The following is a 20,224-nucleotide window of genomic DNA, read 5'->3' on the forward strand; positions in this document are numbered from 1 at the left end:
ATGAAGAGACTGGCAATATTTGCATCAGGCAGTGGATCAAATGCTGAACAAATCATCAACCATTTTCATAATCGAAGCCTTCAAGTATGCGTTGACCTAATCCTAACCAACAGGCCGAATGCGTATGTACTGCAAAGAGCCGAAAAACTTGGGGTTGAATCCTATGTGTTCAATCGAGCTTCATTTTATGATTCGGATGCAATAATCAATTTATTGAATGAAAGACATATAGATTTGATAGTGCTGGCTGGATTTCTCTGGTTGGTACCTAAAAACCTTATTGCAGCCTTTCCTAACAAAATCATCAACATTCATCCGGCACTACTGCCCAAATATGGAGGTAAAGGTATGTATGGTCAACATGTGCACCAGGCAGTGGTGGCAAATAAGGAAATTGAGACAGGCATTACCATACATTTAGTAGATGAAATTTATGACAACGGAGCAATTTTGCGCCAGGAAAAATGTGAGGTCCAACTATCAGATACAGCGGATACTGTGGCAGAAAAGATTCATAAACTAGAGTATAAGTATTTCGCCGAGACCATAGAAGAATATCTCACCAAAATTTAGAAGTTTTAAGGCAAAACTTTGATGCATTCCTCCTCTTGTGCTAAATAAATAAGTAATTTTGCCCCTTATTTTTTCAGAAGGTTACAATGGGATCAAAAAAAATTAATTCAGCACTTATTTCTGTCTTTCATAAAGACAATCTTGACAATATCGTAAAAGTACTAGCCGCTAATGATGTGACCATCTATTCAACAGGCGGGACGCAGAAATTCATTGAAGATTTGGGTATAGCAGTGACTCCTGTCGAGGATTTGACAGCATATCCCTCTATATTTTCGGGAAGAGTTAAGACGCTTCACCCAAAAATTTTTGGAGGCATTCTAAATCGTAGAGATAATTCCAGTGATCAGGAAGAAAAAGAAACTCACGGCATTCCGGATATTGATTTGGTTATTGTAGATTTATATCCGTTTGAAGACACAGTTGCTTCTGGAGCCGGAGAAGCCGACATTATCGAAAAAATTGATATCGGTGGAATATCATTGATAAGAGGAGCTGCCAAAAATTATGATGATGTGCTTATTGTGTCATCGATGGAGCAATATGAGGAAGTACTAGGTATGCTAGACTCACAAAAATGTGAAACTTCATTAGGTCAAAGAAAGTCCTTTGCTTGCAAGGCTTTTGACATATCTTCTCACTATGATACTGCCATTTTCAATTATTTTAACAAGGAGCAAGATGAACCTTCATTTAAGCAGAGTACAAGACATTCTCAGTCTTTAAGGTATGGAGAAAATCCACATCAGAATGGAAGTTTCTATGGGGATCTTCAAGAGCTTTTTGATCAACTCAATGGTAAGGAACTTTCATATAATAATCTGGTAGACGTTGATGCTGCAGTTTCTCTTATCAGAGAATTTGAAGGCGAGACAGCTTTTGCCATCATCAAGCACACCAATGCCTGCGGTGTAGCAAAAGGGGGCTCAGTAAAAGAGGCTTATCTAAAAGCCCTGTCAGCTGATAACGTATCGGCATTTGGAGGTATCTTAATTACTAATCATAAGGTAGATTTGGCCGCTGCTGAAGAAATAAACAAATTGTTTTGCGAGGTGCTTATTGCACCGGAGTACGATGAAAAAGCACTTGCTTTATTGAAATCAAAGAAGAATAGAATTATTCTTAAGATAAAGAGCCTGTCTCCTAACCCGATACAATTTAAATCTTTATTGAATGGTGTGATTGTGCAGGATTCTGACCTGAAAACGGATACAAAGGAAGATTTAACAACCGTTACAAAAAAAGTCCCTACAGACGAACAGGTTGAAGCCTTGCTTTTTGCATCTAAGATATGTAAGCATACTAAATCAAATACGATTGTATTTACAAACAACGATATGATGCTATCCAGCGGAACGGGTCAGACAAGTAGGGTAGATGCCTTGAATCAGGCGATTGAAAAGGCCGTTAGTTTTGGAATGGACCTGAAAGGATCTGTTATGGCTTCAGATGCTTTCTTTCCCTTTCCTGATTGTGTTGAAATAGCCAACAAAGTGGGAGTATCTGCTGTGATTCAACCAGGTGGGTCTATTAAGGATCAGTTGTCTATTGATTATTGCGATGAGGCTGATATAGCGATGGTCATGACTGGTACTCGTCATTTCAAACACTAAGTATCAATAACTGGATATCTGTGGATATTAGTGTTGATTACCTTAAATTTTGTGCGTAATTTGTGATCTTTTGATCATCAAAAATATTTGAGTAAACTAAGTTATGGGAATATTTGATTTTTTCTCGAGTGATATTGCGATCGATTTGGGTACGGCAAATACCTTAATCATTAGCAAAGGCGAAGTTGTAGTAGATGAACCTTCCATCATCGCCATTGACAAGGCTAAAAATAAGGTGCTGGCCATTGGGAGTGAGGCTATGCAAATGCATGAGAAAACCCATGAAAGTATCAAAACCATTCGTCCGCTTAAAGATGGCGTGATTGCCGACTTTCAAGCAGCTGAATCCATGATACGCGGTATGATTAAAATGATCGACAAAGATAAAAAGAGGCTTTTCCCGGCTTCCCATCGAATGATCATTTGTATTCCTTCGGGTATTACCGAAGTCGAAAAAAGAGCGGTGCGAGATTCTGCAGAGCATGCCGGGGCCAAAGAAGTTTTTATGATTCATGAGCCTATTGCTGCTGCGGTAGGAATAGGAATTGATATAGAGCGACCTGACGGAAGTATGATAGTTGATATCGGTGGTGGTACTACCGAGATAGCTGTTATTGCCCTATCAGGTATCGTATGCGACCAGTCGATTCGTGTGGCTGGAGATGCCTTTAATAAAGACATTCTCGATTATATGAGAAGACAGCATAACCTTCTGATTGGAGAAAGAACGGCAGAGAAGGTAAAAATTCAAGTTGGTTCGGCACTTACAGAATTAGATGAAGGCCCCGAGGACTTTGATATCCGAGGTAGAGATCTGATGACAGGCATTCCCAAGGTAATTAAATTATCTTATTCAGAGGTAGCATTTGCCATTGATAAATCAGTTTCTAAAATCGAAGAAGCTGTACTAAAAGCACTTGAAATTGCTCCACCCGAATTGTCAGCCGATATCTACGATAACGGTATATATTTGACTGGTGGAGGAGCTCTTCTCAGAGGATTGGATAAGAGACTTGGTATGAAGACCAAACTACCCATTCACATCGCAGAAGACCCATTGAAAGCTGTAGTTCGTGGAACAGGAAAAGCTCTGAAAGAACTGGATCGTTATCGTGCTGTTTTAATGCAATAAGTTAAATGCAACGACTCCTTCAGTTTCTATATAAGTATAGGACATTCATCCTGTTGATCTTGCTGGAAGGAATATGCTTTTGGATAATCGTCAGATCCAATAGCTACCAAGGAGCTAAATATTTTACATCATCCAATCATCTTGTTGCCTCCATAACGTCTGCCTCAGATCAGGTGGGGGATTATTTTGGACTGGCAAGTCAAAACGAACTTCTGGCAGAAGAAAACGCAAGACTTCGTCAACGCCTTTTGAATCTTACTGATTCGGTTTTTATGGCTCAATTTCTCTTAGACTCCAGTCAAATGGGAATCAAGGCCAAGGTTATAGACAATTCACTTTTTTTTAGAAATAATTATTTAACACTCAACAAAGGATTAGGGCACGGAGTTCGGCCAGGAATGGGAGTTGTTGGGCCGGAAGGAATTGTAGGCCAGGTGCTTCACACTACAAAGAATTACTCAACGGTCATTTCTGTTCTTCATAGCAAGTCGATGATTTCCGCTCATCATAATCGCACACGTACGCTATGCTCAGTTGTTTGGAAGGGGGAAGATCCCTTGTACGCTGATCTGCAGTTTTTGCCTCGTCACATACCAATTGCTCCTGGTGATTCAATAAGCACCTCTGGGTACAATTCCACTTATCCAGAAGATCAAATGATTGGAGTTGTAAGCGATGTTTATCTCGAAGAAGATGCCACCTTTTATAGTGTAAAAGTTAAGCTATCCACTAATTTTTATACACTCACACATGTGTATCTATTAGAATTGTCCGGTCAGGAAGAAATTGATTCGCTGAATATAGAACTCACACAGCAATATGAATAGATTTAACGTTTTCGGAGGACTATTCAGGGCGATTCTTTTGATATTGGCTCAGGTGCTATTATTTAAAAATCTGGTACTTTTTGACAGTGCATTTTGTTTTGGGTATATTTTGATTTTTCTCATGTTGCCCATGGATACCAACGCCATTGTGCAACTCTTGGTGGGATTTGTCGTGGGAATAATTATAGATTCATTTTACAATACCCTTGGAATACATGCAGCTGCCAGTGTGCTTTTGGTGTATTTCAGGATATATTGGTCCCTGGTAATGACCCCCAGCGGGGGATATGACTCGGGACCTAAAATAAACGTTAGAACTCAGGGGCTTGGATGGTTTTTGACGTATTCCTACCCCTTGATTTTTGCCCATGTTTTATTATTGTTTTTTATTGAAGCTGCAGGTTTCAGTTTGTTTTGGCAGACCTTGACAAAAGTTTTCTACAGCTCTATTTTTACATTGATAGTAATCTTAATCATTCAGTATTTATTTTATAAAAAGATGAAATAGAATGCACGATAGTAGGAAATATATAATCAGGATAGCAATCATTTTGGTGGCTTTGGTCTTCTTGATTAAACTATTTTCTATCCAAGTATTGGATGACGATTATAAAGCTGCAGCAGAAAGTAACATCATTCACGCTGTCACAGAGTACCCTTACAGAGGTTTGATTTTTGATAGAAACGGCCGGCTCTTAGTACACAACGAACCTATTTTTGACTTGGAGGTCGTACCTAAAGAAGTCCATATAAGGGATACCATGATGCTGAGTAGTATGCTTGGCATCGATAATGAGGATTTAGTTTTAAACCTTCAGAAGGCGAGAAGATACTCTTCGATACAGCCGACAACTATCGTTAAACAAGTTCCGAATCAGGTATTTGCGCAGATTCAGGATCAATTTGTGGCCTACGAAGGGATATACCCGAAAGCCCGGACAATTCGCGGATATGAATACAATAGCCTGGCAAATGTCTTTGGGTACATAGGAGAGGTAAGCAAGCGACAATTGGACAAAGACTCTACAAACTACTACAAGAGCGGAGACTATCTGGGGATCAACGGGCTGGAATCGTCATATGAAAAATACCTGCGAGGTAAGAGAGGTGTAAAATACAAGATGGTGAATGTGCGTCGTGTAGAGAAAGGTTCTTTTAAGAATGGCGAATTGGATACGTTGGCAGTCCCCGGTGAAAATCTCACATTGAGTATTGATATAGAACTACAAAACTATGCCGAAAGATTGATGGAAGGCAAGATCGGTAGTGTTGTTGCTATTGAGCCCGCTACCGGAGAAATTCTGGCATTTGTATCTGCCCCCACTTACCATCCATCAGAATTGACCGGAAGAAATTTTAGCAAAAATTTCAAAGCGTTGACAACCGATAGCCTCAAGCCATTGTTCAACAGGCCATTGATGGCTATGTATCCTCCTGGTTCTATTTTCAAGATTGTACAGGGTTTGATCGCACTGGAAGAAGGGGTGATCGGCCCATATGATAAGATTTTTTGTGACGGTTCATTGATAGGTGATCATGCTCCTCCTGGAGCGTACGATATGAGGCGTGGTATCATGCTTTCTTCCAATAACTATTTTGTTAAAGTGTTCAGGTTGGTAATCAATCAAAACCCAGAAATGAGTCAATTTGAACAGGCACCAATTGGATTGGCCAATTGGAAGAAACAGGTTAATAGATTTGGTTTGGGTACAGCCTTGGGTATTGATTTACCTAATGAAAAATCTGGATTTATGCCAGGCCCTGAATATTATAACAGGGTGTATGGTACCGGTCGTTGGAAATTTTCAAATCTCACCTCACTGAGTATAGGCCAAGGGGAGATATTGATGAACCCGATACAAATGACGAATCTTGCTGCAATTATGGCTAACAAAGGGTATTACTTCAAACCTCATATTGTGAAGTCAATCGGAGAATCAAATTATATATTGCCCGAATACAAAGATCGGATAGAGACAGGAATTGGCTACGAACATTTTCCTATTATAATTCAAGGTATGGCCGACGCCTTAAGTGGTACTGCACCAAGAGCTATCGTTCCCGACATAGAAATTTGTGGTAAGACTGGTACTGTAGAAAACCCCCATGGAGAGGATCATTCAGTATTTATGGCTTTTGCGCCTAAAGAAGATCCAAAAATTGCCATTTCAGTATTTGTCGAAAATGCAGGATGGGGAGGGAGAGCAGCCGCCTCTACGGCCAGTTTATTAATCGAGAGTTATTTAAAAGGAGCACATACCAGACCTTGGTTGGAAAATTATGTATTGGCTGGCGACTTCAAGGACAAAAAGAAAAAGGTACAACCAGAAACGACTCTAGAAGTGTCAGAAGAAGAGAAAAAAGAAGAAGGTCAACAATGAGAGGAGAAAGTATATTAGATCGTGTGGATTGGGCAACCATTGGTTTGTATTTTGCCATGGTTTTGCTTGGGTGGTCTAGTATATATGCAGCTGTTTTCGACGAAGAAAATGCCGAAACTCTTTTTTCCCTTGTTTATAATCCCGGAAAGCAGCTGATTTGGATAGGATCGGCGGTGATTATTATAATTGGTGTAATGAGTTTGGATTTTAAATTCTACGATTATTCAGCTTATATTATCTATGGAGTGGTTATCATTCTCTTGATTGCGGTCTTAACAACTGGCACAGTTGTCGCTGGGTCAAAATCTTGGTTTCAAATTGGTAGTTTCAGATTACAACCTGCAGAATTTGCCAAATTTGCTACAGCCCTGGCATTAGCAAAATATCTGGGCGATGTCCATGTAAAATTTGAAAATTTAAAAACCCAACTTTTAGCATTGGCAATTTTGGGTGCACCTATGGTTCTCATTTTATTGCAAGGAGATGCTGGTTCAGCCATGGTTTTTGCTTCTTTTTTGATCGTACTATTTAGAGAGGGGATTTCGCCTATTTATTTCGTTTTAGGATTTGCGTTCGTTCTGCTTTTTATTCTAACACTTCTTGTCAGTAAAACGGTTCTCTTTATTGCAACTACCGTAATATGCGTCATTGTTGTAGGAGTATCATTTAAACACCCCAAGAGAATCATAGCTACACTTGTATTAACGGCATTGGTTTTTGCTACCGTAATTAGTGTAGACTTCTTGATGACTAACGTGTTAAAGCCGCATCAAAGAAGTCGGGTAGTTTCTCTGATCAATCCTGACGCTGACCCATTAGGAGCAGGATGGAATGTTACCCAATCTAAGATTGCAATTGGTTCTGGAGGATTCTTTGGAAAAGGGTTTTTGCAAGGGACTCAGACTAAGTTCGATTTTGTACCTGAACAAAGCACAGATTTTATTTTTTGTACTATTGGAGAAGAACAAGGTTGGCTAGGCAGCCTGATTTTGATTGCTCTGTTTGTGACCCTATTGTTTAGAATATCGCTAATAGCCGAAAGACAAAAATCAAAATTCGCAAGAATTTATGGATACGGTGTGCTTAGTATTTTCTTCTTTCATTTTGCCGTGAATATTGCTATGACCATAGGCTTTTTCCCAGTGATTGGCATTCCATTACCCTTTTTTAGCTACGGTGGCTCATCGCTTTGGTCATTTACCATCCTTTTGTTCATTCTTATCAAATTGGACTCTCACCGAATGCAAATACTCATGAGGTAACTCGTATTAAAAGTCTATTTTGGCAAAGGTGGGGTCATCAATTTTTACTTCATAAAATTCAAAAAAGAAGTTGTCCTTACCTCCCTGAATGATTTGGACTTGCATAGGCAATTCAAGTCCTTCTACATTTTCCCATTGAGAATAATAAATCTCTATAGATTCTAGTGTGTCAAAAGGATTGATGAGGTTAAAACTTAATATCCGGTCCGAAAGAGAATCATATTTGAAGACAACTTCTCGGCCTTGGTTATCTAGATACCTCCCGCCGTTCGTTTGATTGAATATCATACTCGGAGATAAAGCAATCATATGAAATGAATGTCCTTTGCCGACTGATATTTCAGCAGACTCAGTTTTCCTTTCTACGCTGCCGTTGGATACAACAAAACCGAGAGTATCACTATACGCTACTGCATCATAGTCTTGATCACCGTTTGAAAAACTCTGATGAAATCTAGTATAGCCGTCAGTGGTCGCGTGTAACTCAGTATGATACATGCCAGACGGTCCTTTGCAATTAGCTTTCGATATTATTGAATATAGTGAGGTGGTATCCTTGCCTTGGGAGCAACCATAAAGAGATAAAAAGAGAAGGAGTTTAAGTTTAGAATTGAGCATATATTTGAAACAATATAGTAAACAAACGCTTAGTAACTCTATCTAAATCTCTTGAATATTACCTTCAGCAATTCTTTGACTTCATCCGCATTCATGTCCCATGCGTATTTTTTGGCATAGTTCTGCACCAACAACTCTACCGATGAATCAAAAGAATCACAACTTTCAACTTCGTCCATGGCCAGTTCGTAATCCTTTTCGTTGCCCTCAAAGAGATCATTCACGAACATATAACGTTGGTTAATATTAATATTATTCTTGAGATCGGACATAGACTTTGTTTCATGAACCGCCGCAAGGTTTTTTACCTTTTCCTTCTCCTCATAGCGTTGATTCAGAGTCTTGATGTCTTCTTTATATTGTTGGTTGACATTTGAATGAGAAGCTCCTTCACCTTGGCTTTCATCAACAGGGTCGAATTCATCATTAATGTCTTCAATCATAGAGGATTCATTAACTCTCGAATCTTCACCCAATTCATCCAACGGTTCTGGCATTAAAATTTCATCTATTTCAGGTTGCTTCTCAAGAACATCCAATGTCAATGTTCCATTAAAGTGGTCAACAATTTGCTCTGTCTCTGAATCTGATGGACTGTGCTCTTGAACTGCCTGTTGTATTGCCAGGTTAATATTGTCAGCCTTATCTAATTTGATCAGCAAATCATCGAATAAGGCCTTATGTAGCTTGATGTACTTGCTAATACCTTTTAATTCACGTGTTTTATCAGCTGCATTTGTTCTACTTAGTTCTTGAGTATAGTATTTTGCAGGGTCGTTAAGCAATTCCAGTGTGGCAATAACTGCTTTTTCAAGTAAGGGCTGAAAGTTCTCTTTTTGAATAAGAATATGCTTTGACAAGGTATTAATGAAGGATTTTAATGCCTGGTTAACATCATCATTTTTATAGTCAAAATATGGACTTCTGAATTTTTTTATCTCCTCCTGCCATTCCTCGAACAGTGCCTTTAATACAAAAAAATTAACTTGCTTAATCGGCGTTAATGAGATAATTTGTTGACCAGAAATCTCCTTGTTACGGCTAAAAAAGTCTTCAATGATTTTGGCTGAATAGGATCTACTGTAAGTATTAGTGGCCTCTTGATTTAATTTGCTACCGTGCATAATATTTGCTTCTTTTGTAAAGTTATAGAATATGCCGAAAATCGTTATACAAAACCTTCACAACAAGGAGATTTTCATCAGAAACGAAAATACAAATCTTTTGGATGTAATACATGAAAATTACGTCGATTGGATGCATGCTTGTGGAGGTAAGGGTAGATGCACTACCTGTAAAGTTCAAATTCTAGATGGTTCGGAATGCTTCTCGCCTGAAACTCCAGCGGAGTTGAAATATAGAGAAGCGAAGCGTCTTTTAGCGAACGAAAGATTGGCCTGTCAATGTCATATTAACGGTGATGTCTTGGTAAAAGTAGCACCAGAAAATAAATTCAGTCACATCAATTACTCAGATTAAGTTGAATGTTTGTCGAACCACGAATTGATAAGTTTAAAGCTGATGGTAAGAGTGTTGGGTGGATCGAAGTGGTCTGTGGTTCTATGTTTTCCGGAAAAACGGAAGAACTTATTCGAAGACTCAACCGTGCACTCATAGCAAGACAGGCCGTTGAAATATTCAAACCCGCTTTAGACACTCGTTACGATGAGACTAACGTGGTTTCGCATAACGATTCGTATATTCGTTCCACACCTGTACAGTTTGCCAACGACATACTATTGTTGGCGGGAGATTGTGATGTGGTTGGTATCGATGAGGCCCAGTTTTTTGATCCGGAATTAGTGATGGTAGCCAGGACACTTGCTAATAAGGGTAAACGAGTAATTTTGGCAGGGCTTGATATGGATTTTAAAGGAGAACCTTTTGGTCCAATGCCTGGCTTGATGGGCATAGCCGAGTTTGTGACTAAGGTTCATGCCATTTGTATGAAATGTGGAGGTGTGGCCTCTTACTCTTTTCGCTTGAATACTTCCGACGAGAAAGTGTTGTTGGGAGAGCATGATGCCTATGAGGCGCGTTGTAGAAATTGCTTTTACGAAGACTTCAAAGATGACCTTACGAGCTAACTGCCTTATCATTCTTTTGCTTCTTAGTTCATTAGCACGAGCGCAAGAGCTAATTCCTATGGGTGCCTGGCGTTCACATTTCAATTATGAAACGACAACTCTTGTAGAAAGGACAGCCACAAAGGTATTTGCCGCGACATCTCATGGGCTAATTTTCTACGATTTAGAAGATCAAAGTATCAATAAATTATCAAAAGTAGATGGCCTTAGTGATGTTGAGATCACCGCTATGTCGTACGACTCAAGTGAAGAATACTTGGTCTTGGGTTATAAAAATGGAAATGTTGACGTTATTACTGGGGAAGGCATTCAAAATTTACCCATACTACTCAATAGCGATGTTACTGATAACAAGACCGTTAACCACATCTCATTTTACAATGGAAAAATCAATTTGTCAACAGATTTTGGTCTACTGGTACTAACTTCAGAGAATAGGGTTGAAGAGGCCTATCAAAATCTAGGTGAGACAGGACAAACAATTGAGGTTCACTCATCCACCATAATTAGAGATGTTATATACTTGGCCACTAAGGATGGAGTGCTGGCTGGCCAATTAACAGAAGGAGATAACCTACAAGATTTTAACAACTGGGAACGTTTTTCGGGGAGCTTAGTAAATGCAACAGATATTGTTTCCGTGGCATCTGCAAATGGTAACGTGTATGCAGCTTCCATTTCTTCAGTGTTTAAGTTGTCCGGAACATCCTGGCTGGAAGTGGCATTTACCCTCGGTTCAGGAGAAGTTATAACAAAAATCCGCGACGGCTTAAATGGGCTATTGGTACAAACCAATCAAAGGACTTTTGTAGTTAGTTCATCTGATGTTTATTCTGAAATATACCGGCCTGCTAGCGCAGAAATCAATGATCTATTACAAGATAGTGATGCCGTATTCTGGTATGCGGATCAGTTGGAAGGTCTGTCCAAACTTGACGGTTCAAATATAGAGCACTTCGTGTTGGATGGACCTTCCAATAATATTTCTAGAGTAAAAATTGAAAGTGGAAATGTTTACGCATTTCCGGCGGTGGCCACAGATTATTCGAGTCCGTTGTCAAATGGCTTAGGTTATTCAATTTTTAAAGAAGGAATTTGGGCAACAATGAGTCCGAGTGATCTGCAAGGAATATCTAATGTCACGGATGCGCTTGTAACTAATGATCAGGTGTTCATTTCTTCCTTTGGGCAAGGTATACTGAATATGGGAAGCGGTCAAATTACAAATTATACGAATAGTCCCTTAGGTGAAAACGAAACAGGCACAGGTAACACATTAGTTACTGGGATGGCATTGGATCGAGAACAAAACATATGGGTTTCTAATTTTAGTACCTACTCTTTGTTGAAATGGGATGGTGAAGAATTGTGGCAACAGTTCGATTTTGGCACTTCGGCAGCTGCCGAACCAACGTCAATCTGTATAGACTCAAATGATCAGGTTTGGATGACTCTTGGACACTTGAGTGGAAGAGGAGTTTTGGCCTATGACATCGGATCAGGACTAAGTAGGTATATAACCACAACGTCGACCGATTTGCCATCGAACAATGTATATGATATCGTCTTCGGAAAGGAGGATGAAATATGGTTTGCAACCGACAAAGGAGTGGCCTACTTTCCTTTTTCCATAGGCGTGGTCGAAGATCAATCTATAAACGTCACGTTGCCGATATTAAATGAAAGTTTCTTATTTGAGGATAAAGAGGTTTTTGCCTTAGCTATAGATGGAGGAAACCGAATCTGGATAGGAACAAATGAAGGGTTGTGGTTGTTCGGAGAAAATATTAGCAAATTGATTTACCATTTTACCGTTGACAACAGTCCACTCCCTTCAAATAAGGTGAATGATCTTGCCATACATCCTGCAACGGGTGAGATTTTTGTGGCTACTGAACAAGGTCTGGTTTCCTATCGCACGGATGCAACAGATGCAACCAACAAGCATCAACAAGTCAAAATATATCCAAATCCGGTATTGCCCAACTTCGAGGGCTGGGTAGGACTATCGGGCCTTGCAAATGATGTGGGGATAAAGATTACCACTGTTTCGGGTCAGCTAATTCGTGAAATTAACGCTCCTGGAGGTGGCGCTTCATGGGACCTAACGGACTTCACGGGGCGTCGAGTAAATGCGGGTATATACTTAGTGTTCAGTGCCTCTCAAGATGGAAGCGAGACGTTCGTTGGGAAAATAGCTGTGATCGACTGATGCTCTACAAGACAAGGGGAATAGTATTGAGCTATATAAAATATCGGGAATCATCTATCATCGCACGGGTCTATACAGAAAATTTTGGAATTCAGTCATATATCATAAATAGTGTAAGAAGCCAGCGTTCAAAAAAAGGCTTGGCACTGCTGCAACCCCTGACTGTTTTGGACATGGTTGTTTACTATAAAGGCGAAAAGTCAGACGGGTTACAACGGATTTCTGAATACAAACCTGCTTATAGTTTTTCATCCATACCGTTTGATGTAAAGAAATCAGCCATGGCACTTTTTGTAACAGAATTATTGAGCAAAGTGCTCAAGGAGGAAGATGATCAGGGGCAAGTCTTCGAGTTTTTGTATCAATTCATTCTTGCTTTAGATCAAAAAAAGGAGGGTTACGAGTGTTTGCATCTTTTTTTGATGGTCCAACTTACCCACTTTATTGGTTTTGGTATTAATGATGGTCAGGAATTGGAAAATGACGAATTGCTATATGATTTAAGTATTAGTTACAAAGAAGTACGGCAAGTCATCGTCGATCTTAATTCAAGTGATTTGTTAGCAAATTTCAACCTAAAAAGTAGATTGAGGCGGGATACACTAAATTATCTAATTGAATACTACAGACTTCATGTTGTTGGATTCAAGGAGTTAAAATCTTTGGATGTGCTCACTCAAATATTTCGTTAGTCAATCTAATGTTCACAAAAGAATCTCTAAATTTATCTAAAACTTTTTCTACACGCAATTTATGAAACGAGCCAATAGTAAAAATTTCTTGATCAAGGAGAAGTTTGGATCGCGAGTTCAATGCCAATTTAAAAACAAACTATAAGCAGATGAAAAATCTATCATTGGCCTTAATGAGCCTAATCGTACTCAGTTGTTCTTCGCCAAATAAATCAACCGAACAATCCGCACCTGTTGAAGATCAAACGGCAGTAGTGGAAAAATCAACTTCAGATTCTACTTATGTTTTTTTTAAACATCCTGCCGATGGAGCCACAGTGCCAAGCCCCGTATATATTGAAATGGGTGTTTCAGGAATGCAAATTGAACCGGCAGGCGTTGTAAAAGAAGGGTATGGCCATCACCATATTTTAATCAATCAATCTAGTTGGCCAGAAGGTACAGTTATTCCAATGTCAGATTCAACAATACATTTTGGTAAAGGTCAAACAGATACTACATTGGAATTGAAAGCAGGGGTCTATACCTTATCTCTTCAATTTGCAGATGGTGTACACTCCTCATACGGGAAAAAGATGGCGACTTCGATCACAGTCACAGTAGAGTAACCGCAGGCCTTAAACTTATTCATATGAGTGAAAAATTGTATAATGAAATTCCATCACTTGATTTGGCAGATTTCAACTCAGGTGATGAGGTAAGAAAAAGAAATTTTGTAACAGATCTTGGTTCGGCCTATAACAGCATAGGATTCGTGGCAGTGAAAAATCATGGGTTGTCTGATGAACTTTGTGAGAAGCTTTATAAGACGATTCAGGATTTCTTCGCATTGCCAGATGAGATAAAACAGAAATATGAAATCCCTGAACTTTTTGGGCAAAGGGGGTATATTGGTAAAGGTAAAGAACATGCCAAGGGTAGGGCTACGGGAGACTTGAAGGAATTTTTTCATGTTGGTCAAGAAGTTACAGATGAAGATTCGATAAAGTCTGAGTACCCGGATAATATTTGGCCAGATGAAATTCCAGATTTTGATAAGATCGCCTTAGAAGCTTATCAGACACTCGAGAATGCAGGAAGGCAGATGTTAAAAGCGATTGCATTATATCTCGAATTGGATGAGGACTATTTTGAAAGCCGCGTGCACAATGGCAATAGCATTTTGAGGCCAATTCATTACTTTCCAATTGAAAATCCTGAAGAAGTGCCAGATGATGCTGTTAGGGCAGCCGAACATGGGGATATCAATTTGATAACGCTGCTAATGGGTGCTAGCGCAGATGGGTTGCAAGTATTAAGGAGAGATGGTAAATGGATTCCCATTACGGCATTACCTAATCAAATTGTAGTCAATGTAGGAGACATGTTGGCCAGGCATACCAACGACAGGTTAAAGTCCACCATCCATCGTGTGGTCAACCCACCTAAGGAGCAGATGAAGACCTCAAGGTTTTCCATTCCTTTTTTTATGCACCCAAGGTCAGACATGGACTTGACGTGTTTAGAAAGCTGTATCGATGCTGACCATCCTAAACAATTTGAGGATATTACGGCAGGAGAATTTTTACATCAGCGACTAGCAGAAATAGGGCTTAAAAAATAATGGTCAGGAAGGTTCGATACTACATTTTCTTAAAAGATGTAATACTCTTGACCGTATCTGCCTTTGGGGGCCCACAGGCTCATTTTGCCATGATGCTTGATATGCTGGTGCATAAGCGCGGATATCTGGATGAAAAAGAGCTAATTGAATTGACAGCACTATGTCAATTTTTACCGGGACCTACTTCCACGCAAACTTTAACCGCTATTGGTTTTAAAGTAGGCGGGCCAAATTTGGCCTATCTCACTTTACTGATTTGGATAACCCCAGCTTTTTTAATTATGACCCTGGCTGGAATTTTTATTTCCACCCTGGAAGAGTATAATATTTCCATGGAGTTTGCTCGGTTTATTAAGCCCATGGCAGTTGGTATTGTAGCCTATTCGGCTTATGTGATAATTAAAAAGGTAGTTACTACCAAGCTTGCCGTAGTTCTCATGCTGGTAGCTGCGGTGGCGAGTTATCTAGTGCGTACGCCTTTTGTATTTCCAGTAATTTTATTAGTTGGAGGCAGTGTTACAGCATTCGATTACAGACGTCACGAAAGAGAAGAAAAAGAAAAGATAAATATTCAATGGTCCAACTTTATCTTATGGGGAGGTGTATTGATTGGAGCAGCTTTGATAGGTGCTTCTGTGAATTGGCTCGGGATTAGGATTTTTGAAAATTTCTATCGAATTGGAAGTTTGATTTTTGGTGGTGGGCAGGTGCTTGTTCCATTTATGTATACAGAGTTTGTCGAATTCAAAGCATACCTTACTTCGGAGGAGTTTTTATCTGGTTTTGCTCTTGTACAGGCTGTGCCTGGTCCTGTTTTTTCATTTGCTTCATATGTGGGCTCAATTTCAATGAAAGAGTATGGCATGATGGGTCAAATAATGGGTGGTTTTATGGCCGCACTTGGCATATTTTTACCAGGTACTTTTCTTATCTTTTTTGTCATCCGATTTTGGGAGGAGTTAAAAAAATTTAGAATTGTTAAGGCTTCTCTCGACGGAGTAAATGCGGCCAGCTCTGGTATGATACTCGCCGCCGTGATTTTACTTTCTCAGCCTTTGATGGGTGACTACCTTAATTACTTCATTATGATAGGTACTTTTGGACTGATGATGTTAAAGAAAATTCCAACTCCTTTCTTGATTCTTACTGGATTACTTCTGGGCGTTCTCTTATAGTTTAGTAAATACTATGTTTCGATTATCCAAGTTTTGAGTTACTCAGATTACGCAGGTTCAGAAAAATTAAAACTCCATTCATAACTATCTGTGATTCAGGTAAATGAAGCACCAATAGGGCAATAGAATATAGTTCAGATGGACACAAAAAAGCCTCAACTATAAGGTAGTTGAGGCTTTCAGTTTTTTCAGCTGGGACTTAGTTAAGTTTTGCAGGAGGAGTGATTCCCATTTTTTTGAAAACTAAATCAGAAACGTCATATTTCTCATCAGCATCCAATAGGATATCCACACCGGGTACACCTGTACTGAAAATCATGTCGTAACCATTTTCAGTTCTAACTGCCTTCACAGCATTTCCAATTTTTTCGAAAAGTGGAGCAAACAACTCACCTTGCTTTTTTTGTAAAGAGTTTTGTGCCTCTTTTTGAAATGCTTCGAATCTTTGATTCAAAGATTGTAATTCAGCCTCCTTGTCAGCTCTTACCAAGTCAGTCATAGTAGCAGCTCCCTGCTGGTATTCTTGCAATTTGGTTTGTAGCTCTGTGCCTTTCGATTGCAATTGGTTTTGAAGCTGTGTTTCGTAGGCTTTGAATTCAGAATCTACTTGCTTGGCTTCTGGCATTTGGCTAAGAATGTATTCTACATTGGTATAGCCTATTTTCATAACTACACCCTGGGCACTTGCAGTCAGGCTAAATGCAGACAATACAACTGCAAAAATTATCGATTTAACTTTCATAATTCAGTTCTAATTAGTTGTTACTTATTACATCATTTTTATCTCCGAGTCCAAGTTCCTCCAGCACGTAGTCCGTATAGTCATGAACCGGGTCGGTATAGATCATTACCAAGTCGCCAGACTTATCAAATACAATTTGCAAGCGATGGTTTTTGGCTACCCGTTCCACAGCATCAAACACTTGATCCTGCACAGGTTTGATCAATTCTTTCTTCTTTAAAAAAAATAGGCCTTCGAATCCAAATACCTTTTTCTGGTAAGTCTTCACTTCATCCCATTTTAGATCGATTTCTTTTAATCGATCATCCCTCATTTCTTTAGTCAGCAAAACCTCTTCTGCCTTTAAGGAGGTCTCCATTTCTTCTATGGACTTATACATTTCCTGAATTTCAAGTTCCCAGGCTTTTGAAATCTTTTCTATTTCACCTTTTGCTTCGCTGTATTCAGGCATTTGGCTGAGGATATAGTCAGTATCCACATATCCAAATTTCTGTGCAAATGTATCATTTAAAATGAAAACTAAAAGCACCAAGGTTACTGATGTGTATCGAACTACAATATTCATACCACTAAAATTAGGCTATGCACTTTATTATTTCGAATAATCTTGTCCAATATTATTGTTTTATCTCAATTGTTGACCAATAGAGAAATGAATTTGGCCACCTGGGTTCGATGTCGCTCCAGGAAGTTTGTCATATCCATAACCCCAATCTATACCTAACAACCCAAATGCGGGCATGAAGATTCTTACTCCAAATCCGGACGACTTATACAATTTATTGGGGTTGAAGTTGTCAAAGCCATTCCAGTTGTTGCCTGCTTCTGAGAAGCCAAGTAAATAAATGGTGGCAGATGGGTTGAGGGATATAGGGTATCTTAGTTCCATCACGAACTTATTGTAAATGTTGCCTCCAGTGATGTTTGTTAAAGGATCATATGGTGTAATTGAGTTGTTATCGTATCCTCTCAGCCCGATTACATCATTACCAAGCAAAAAGTTTGTCCCTGTTAACCCATCACCGCCTAGTTGAAATCTTTCGAAAGGACCAACTCCTACATTATCTTGATAGGATCCCATAAATCCCATATGTGCTCGGGCAGCAAGGACTAAATCTCCTGCCAACTGCATGTAGTACTTGGCATCAAACATCCATTTGTGGTACTCTACAAATTCGTATTTTTCACTATTCTCAGCCGTTTCATAATCAACGTCATTCCACAAAGACCAAGGTGGTGTGAGGGCAAGACTTAGAGAAACTGAAGATCCGGATCTTGGATACATTGGATTGTCAACACTATTTCTGGCCAAAGTTGTATTAAATGTAAAGTTATTGGCTGTTCCGGTGCTGAAACCTAAAGTGTTTCCATAGTTGAAAAGATTATACCTCAAATAGGAAATAGAATTACTTAGTGTAAAATAATCATCAGGCCACTTCACCCTTCTTCCTAAACTAACCGTTGCACCGAGAACCTGTAAAGATCCTGTTGTTACATCTGTTGCGAAGTTGATCAATCGTTGGATTGAGTAGTTGAAACTCACTCCGAAAGAGTTGGGCTTTTTGCCTCCAAGCCAAGGCTCAGAGAAGCTAACAGAATAGCTCTGGTATCTTTTTCCATTGGCCTGGAGCCTCAATGAAAGTTTTTGTCCATCTCCAACAGGCAGGGGTCGCCATTTATCAAAATGAGGAATATTTCTTAATGAGAAGTTATTGAATGTAAGACCCAAGGTGCCGACGAAACCAAAGGTTCCTCCCCATCCCCCAGAGAGCTCAATTTGATCGCTTGGCCTCTCCACCAGTTCCCACTCAATGTCTACTGTTTCGTCGATTGGATTGGGTAATGGTTTCGGATTGACTTGCTCAGGGTCAAAATATCCTAATTGTGAAAGTTCTCTTTGCGTTCTAATGAGTTCAGCTCTGCTAAATTTTTGGCCCGGTAAAGTGCGGAGCTCACGCATAATTACATGATCATTAGTCCTATCATTCCCGGTAACATATACTTTTCTGATGGTTGCCTGAGCACCTTCATAGATTCTCATCTCTAAATCTACCGAGTCACCATCTATTTTCACTTCTACGGGTGTGACGCTAAAGAATAAATAGCCATTATCCATATATAGAGAGCTTATGTCTGGGCCATTGGGGTTGAAGTTCAATTTTTTATCAACCAATTCAAGGTTATAAATATCCCCCTTTTCAATGGCTAGTATCTGATCCAGAGTTTCGTCAGAGTGGATGAAATTACCTACCCAGTTGATGTTTCTGAAGTAATATTGTCTACCTGGATTTACCTTGATATTAATATCAACCGATTTGTGATCGGCAAACACGATTGTATCCTTTAGTATTTCAGCATCTCGATATCCCTTGGAATTATAAAATTGGAGAAGGGTCTCTTTGTCTTCAATGTACTTTTCCTTAACGAATTTGGAAGATTTGAAAACATTTAGTTTTACATTCTCATTAATGATTTCGATTAGAGATTTAGACACATTATGACGAATACTGTCATCTAGAAGTTGAACTCGATCGTCTTTTGGTCCGAAGACGCTAGAAGCTGTTGCAACCGCGGCACCAAGGAGTTTAAACCGTGGTCTTTCGCCTGAGTTTTTCATTTTGCTTTTTAATTTGGTAACAGAATAGTGCTCGTTACCAACAAAATTCACATCTCTGATTTTCACCTTTCGATTTTTGTCAATCTGTACGTCTAAGAGAACGCTATTGTGAATCGTGGTGTCCTTCTTGTATTTAATATCAACTTCAGTATTTAGATAACCTTTTTCGTAGAAGTATTTTTTTATTGTGAGTTCTGCATTTTTTCTTATTGCATCGGTCATTACTCTTCCTCTGATGAGGTTGATCTTCTCTCTTATATCTGATTCCTGGCTCTTAGTGATTCCTGTGAATTCAAATCGACTTAACCGAGGCCTTTCTGCAAGAGAAATGGTAAGATAAACGTCTTCTCCTACTACTTTTGATGCATAAATTTGAATATCACCTATGAGTCCCTGCTTCCAGAGCTTTTTTATCGCTGCGGTAATATCATCTCCAGGAATCTTAATTTTATCCCCCACTTTTAATCCCGAAATGGAGATTAATGCAATTTTGTCAAGAAATTCGGCTCCTTCGACTTCTATGTCCGCAATAGTGAATTCTTGAGGATTGGAGTAGCTGATATTAACGTTGTTTGAAGACGTTTTGCTCTGATTCCCAAATCTAATCTGGCCAACAGCAGCGGTTGAGATGCAAAGAAAAAGTAAAAGTATTTTGGATTTCATCATTTTTTCCTGATGTAGTATCTATTG

Annotated in this window: 19 protein-coding genes; 14 read left to right on the top strand and 5 right to left on the bottom strand. The window is 39.3% G+C overall.

The window, feature by feature from the left end; translation table 11 throughout:
- The 7 genes from purN (at position 1) to rodA (ending at position 7,788) form a co-directional block, all read left to right on the top strand.
- Positions 1–573 carry a phosphoribosylglycinamide formyltransferase gene (gene purN, locus ABJD64_RS19525; RefSeq protein ID WP_348180568.1) on the top strand — a complete coding sequence of 191 codons (573 nt, stop codon included), beginning with the start codon at positions 1–3 and terminating at the stop codon, positions 571–573.
- An 86-nt stretch (positions 574–659) separates the two neighbouring features.
- A complete protein-coding gene (purH, locus tag ABJD64_RS19530) occupies positions 660–2,186 on the top strand; it encodes a bifunctional phosphoribosylaminoimidazolecarboxamide formyltransferase/IMP cyclohydrolase (RefSeq protein WP_348180567.1) in 1,527 nt (508 codons plus the stop codon).
- Positions 2,187–2,289: 103 nt separating this feature from the next.
- Positions 2,290–3,318, top strand: a complete 1,029-nt coding sequence (locus tag ABJD64_RS19535) for a rod shape-determining protein (RefSeq protein WP_348180566.1) — start codon at positions 2,290–2,292, stop codon at positions 3,316–3,318.
- 5 nt (positions 3,319–3,323) lie between these two features.
- Positions 3,324–4,145, top strand: coding sequence for a rod shape-determining protein MreC (gene mreC, locus ABJD64_RS19540; protein WP_348180565.1), 822 nt, complete (start codon positions 3,324–3,326; stop codon positions 4,143–4,145).
- On the top strand, positions 4,138–4,653 hold the full coding sequence (locus ABJD64_RS19545; protein ID WP_348180564.1) for a Rod shape-determining protein MreD: 516 nt from the start codon (positions 4,138–4,140) through the stop codon (positions 4,651–4,653). The genes mreC and ABJD64_RS19545 overlap by 8 nt, the downstream gene beginning before the upstream one ends.
- A 1-nt stretch (position 4,654) precedes the next feature.
- Positions 4,655–6,526, top strand: coding sequence for a penicillin-binding transpeptidase domain-containing protein (locus tag ABJD64_RS19550; protein WP_348180563.1), 1,872 nt, complete (start codon positions 4,655–4,657; stop codon positions 6,524–6,526).
- Complete coding sequence (gene rodA / locus ABJD64_RS19555; protein WP_348180562.1) at positions 6,523–7,788, top strand: rod shape-determining protein RodA; 1,266 nt, start codon at positions 6,523–6,525, stop codon at positions 7,786–7,788. Before ABJD64_RS19550 ends, rodA begins: the two co-directional genes overlap by 4 nt.
- Positions 7,789–7,794: 6 nt before the next feature.
- Here the strand turns inward: rodA and ABJD64_RS19560 are convergent, their stop codons facing one another.
- A complete protein-coding gene (locus ABJD64_RS19560) occupies positions 7,795–8,406 on the bottom strand; it encodes a hypothetical protein (protein WP_348180561.1) in 612 nt (203 codons plus the stop codon).
- Positions 8,407–8,444: 38 nt separating this feature from the next.
- A complete protein-coding gene (locus ABJD64_RS19565; protein ID WP_348180560.1) occupies positions 8,445–9,530 on the bottom strand; it encodes a hypothetical protein in 1,086 nt (361 codons plus the stop codon).
- A gap of 31 nt (positions 9,531–9,561) precedes the next feature.
- Between ABJD64_RS19565 and ABJD64_RS19570 the strand changes: the two genes are divergently transcribed.
- The 7 genes from ABJD64_RS19570 to chrA all read left to right on the top strand — a co-directional run bounded on the left by ABJD64_RS19570 (position 9,562) and on the right by chrA (position 16,175).
- Positions 9,562–9,885: a 2Fe-2S iron-sulfur cluster-binding protein gene (locus tag ABJD64_RS19570; protein ID WP_348180559.1), complete on the top strand. Its 324-nt coding sequence runs from the start codon at positions 9,562–9,564 to the stop codon at positions 9,883–9,885.
- A 5-nt stretch (positions 9,886–9,890) separates the two neighbouring features.
- The gene (locus tag ABJD64_RS19575; RefSeq protein ID WP_348180558.1) at positions 9,891–10,493 is read left to right on the top strand and encodes a thymidine kinase; all 603 of its coding nucleotides are present in this window, start codon (positions 9,891–9,893) and stop codon (positions 10,491–10,493) included.
- Positions 10,477–12,705 carry a hypothetical protein gene (locus ABJD64_RS19580; RefSeq protein ID WP_348180557.1) on the top strand — a complete coding sequence of 743 codons (2,229 nt, stop codon included), beginning with the start codon at positions 10,477–10,479 and terminating at the stop codon, positions 12,703–12,705. The genes ABJD64_RS19575 and ABJD64_RS19580 overlap by 17 nt, the downstream gene beginning before the upstream one ends.
- On the top strand, positions 12,705–13,397 hold the full coding sequence (gene recO, locus ABJD64_RS19585; protein WP_348180556.1) for a DNA repair protein RecO: 693 nt from the start codon (positions 12,705–12,707) through the stop codon (positions 13,395–13,397). Before ABJD64_RS19580 ends, recO begins: the two co-directional genes overlap by 1 nt.
- Before the next feature lie 149 nt (positions 13,398–13,546).
- On the top strand, positions 13,547–14,005 hold the full coding sequence (locus ABJD64_RS19590) for a DUF4399 domain-containing protein (RefSeq protein ID WP_348180555.1): 459 nt from the start codon (positions 13,547–13,549) through the stop codon (positions 14,003–14,005).
- Positions 14,006–14,028: 23 nt separating this feature from the next.
- Positions 14,029–15,000 (top strand): 2-oxoglutarate and iron-dependent oxygenase domain-containing protein, encoded by a 972-nt coding sequence (locus ABJD64_RS19595; RefSeq protein WP_348180554.1) that lies wholly within the window; start codon positions 14,029–14,031, stop codon positions 14,998–15,000.
- Positions 15,000–16,175: a chromate efflux transporter gene (gene chrA, locus ABJD64_RS19600; RefSeq protein WP_348180553.1), complete on the top strand. Its 1,176-nt coding sequence runs from the start codon at positions 15,000–15,002 to the stop codon at positions 16,173–16,175. Before ABJD64_RS19595 ends, chrA begins: the two co-directional genes overlap by 1 nt.
- Positions 16,176–16,374: 199 nt before the next feature.
- Here the strand turns inward: chrA and ABJD64_RS19605 are convergent, their stop codons facing one another.
- From ABJD64_RS19605 to ABJD64_RS19615, 3 genes are read right to left on the bottom strand one after another with little or no spacing between them, the layout of a single operon-like run.
- On the bottom strand, positions 16,375–16,917 hold the full coding sequence (locus ABJD64_RS19605) for an OmpH family outer membrane protein (RefSeq protein WP_348180552.1): 543 nt from the start codon (positions 16,915–16,917) through the stop codon (positions 16,375–16,377).
- A gap of 13 nt (positions 16,918–16,930) precedes the next feature.
- Entirely contained in the window at positions 16,931–17,482 is a 552-nt protein-coding gene (locus ABJD64_RS19610; RefSeq protein WP_348180551.1) for an OmpH family outer membrane protein, read from the bottom strand.
- Positions 17,483–17,542: 60 nt separating this feature from the next.
- Complete coding sequence (locus ABJD64_RS19615; protein ID WP_348180550.1) at positions 17,543–20,200, bottom strand: outer membrane protein assembly factor; 2,658 nt, start codon at positions 20,198–20,200, stop codon at positions 17,543–17,545.
- Positions 20,201–20,224: the final 24 nt, after the last annotated feature.

The sequence above is a fragment of the Reichenbachiella sp. genome (genome assembly GCF_039944555.1).
In the GTDB taxonomy this organism is placed as follows: domain Bacteria; phylum Bacteroidota; class Bacteroidia; order Cytophagales; family Cyclobacteriaceae; genus Reichenbachiella.

Coding starts and splice junctions, on each gene's coding strand:
- purN (WP_348180568.1), top strand. CDS start 1: ATGAAGAGACTGGCAATATTTGCATCAGGCAGTGGATCAAATGCTGAA.
- purH (WP_348180567.1), top strand. CDS start 660: ATGGGATCAAAAAAAATTAATTCAGCACTTATTTCTGTCTTTCATAAA.
- ABJD64_RS19535 (WP_348180566.1), top strand. CDS start 2,290: ATGGGAATATTTGATTTTTTCTCGAGTGATATTGCGATCGATTTGGGT.
- mreC (WP_348180565.1), top strand. CDS start 3,324: ATGCAACGACTCCTTCAGTTTCTATATAAGTATAGGACATTCATCCTG.
- ABJD64_RS19545 (WP_348180564.1), top strand. CDS start 4,138: ATGAATAGATTTAACGTTTTCGGAGGACTATTCAGGGCGATTCTTTTG.
- ABJD64_RS19550 (WP_348180563.1), top strand. CDS start 4,655: ATGCACGATAGTAGGAAATATATAATCAGGATAGCAATCATTTTGGTG.
- rodA (WP_348180562.1), top strand. CDS start 6,523: ATGAGAGGAGAAAGTATATTAGATCGTGTGGATTGGGCAACCATTGGT.
- ABJD64_RS19560 (WP_348180561.1), bottom strand. CDS start 8,406: ATGCTCAATTCTAAACTTAAACTCCTTCTCTTTTTATCTCTTTATGGT.
- ABJD64_RS19565 (WP_348180560.1), bottom strand. CDS start 9,530: ATGCACGGTAGCAAATTAAATCAAGAGGCCACTAATACTTACAGTAGA.
- ABJD64_RS19570 (WP_348180559.1), top strand. CDS start 9,562: ATGCCGAAAATCGTTATACAAAACCTTCACAACAAGGAGATTTTCATC.
- ABJD64_RS19575 (WP_348180558.1), top strand. CDS start 9,891: ATGTTTGTCGAACCACGAATTGATAAGTTTAAAGCTGATGGTAAGAGT.
- ABJD64_RS19580 (WP_348180557.1), top strand. CDS start 10,477: ATGACCTTACGAGCTAACTGCCTTATCATTCTTTTGCTTCTTAGTTCA.
- recO (WP_348180556.1), top strand. CDS start 12,705: ATGCTCTACAAGACAAGGGGAATAGTATTGAGCTATATAAAATATCGG.
- ABJD64_RS19590 (WP_348180555.1), top strand. CDS start 13,547: ATGAAAAATCTATCATTGGCCTTAATGAGCCTAATCGTACTCAGTTGT.
- ABJD64_RS19595 (WP_348180554.1), top strand. CDS start 14,029: ATGAGTGAAAAATTGTATAATGAAATTCCATCACTTGATTTGGCAGAT.
- chrA (WP_348180553.1), top strand. CDS start 15,000: ATGGTCAGGAAGGTTCGATACTACATTTTCTTAAAAGATGTAATACTC.
- ABJD64_RS19605 (WP_348180552.1), bottom strand. CDS start 16,917: ATGAAAGTTAAATCGATAATTTTTGCAGTTGTATTGTCTGCATTTAGC.
- ABJD64_RS19610 (WP_348180551.1), bottom strand. CDS start 17,482: ATGAATATTGTAGTTCGATACACATCAGTAACCTTGGTGCTTTTAGTT.
- ABJD64_RS19615 (WP_348180550.1), bottom strand. CDS start 20,200: ATGATGAAATCCAAAATACTTTTACTTTTTCTTTGCATCTCAACCGCT.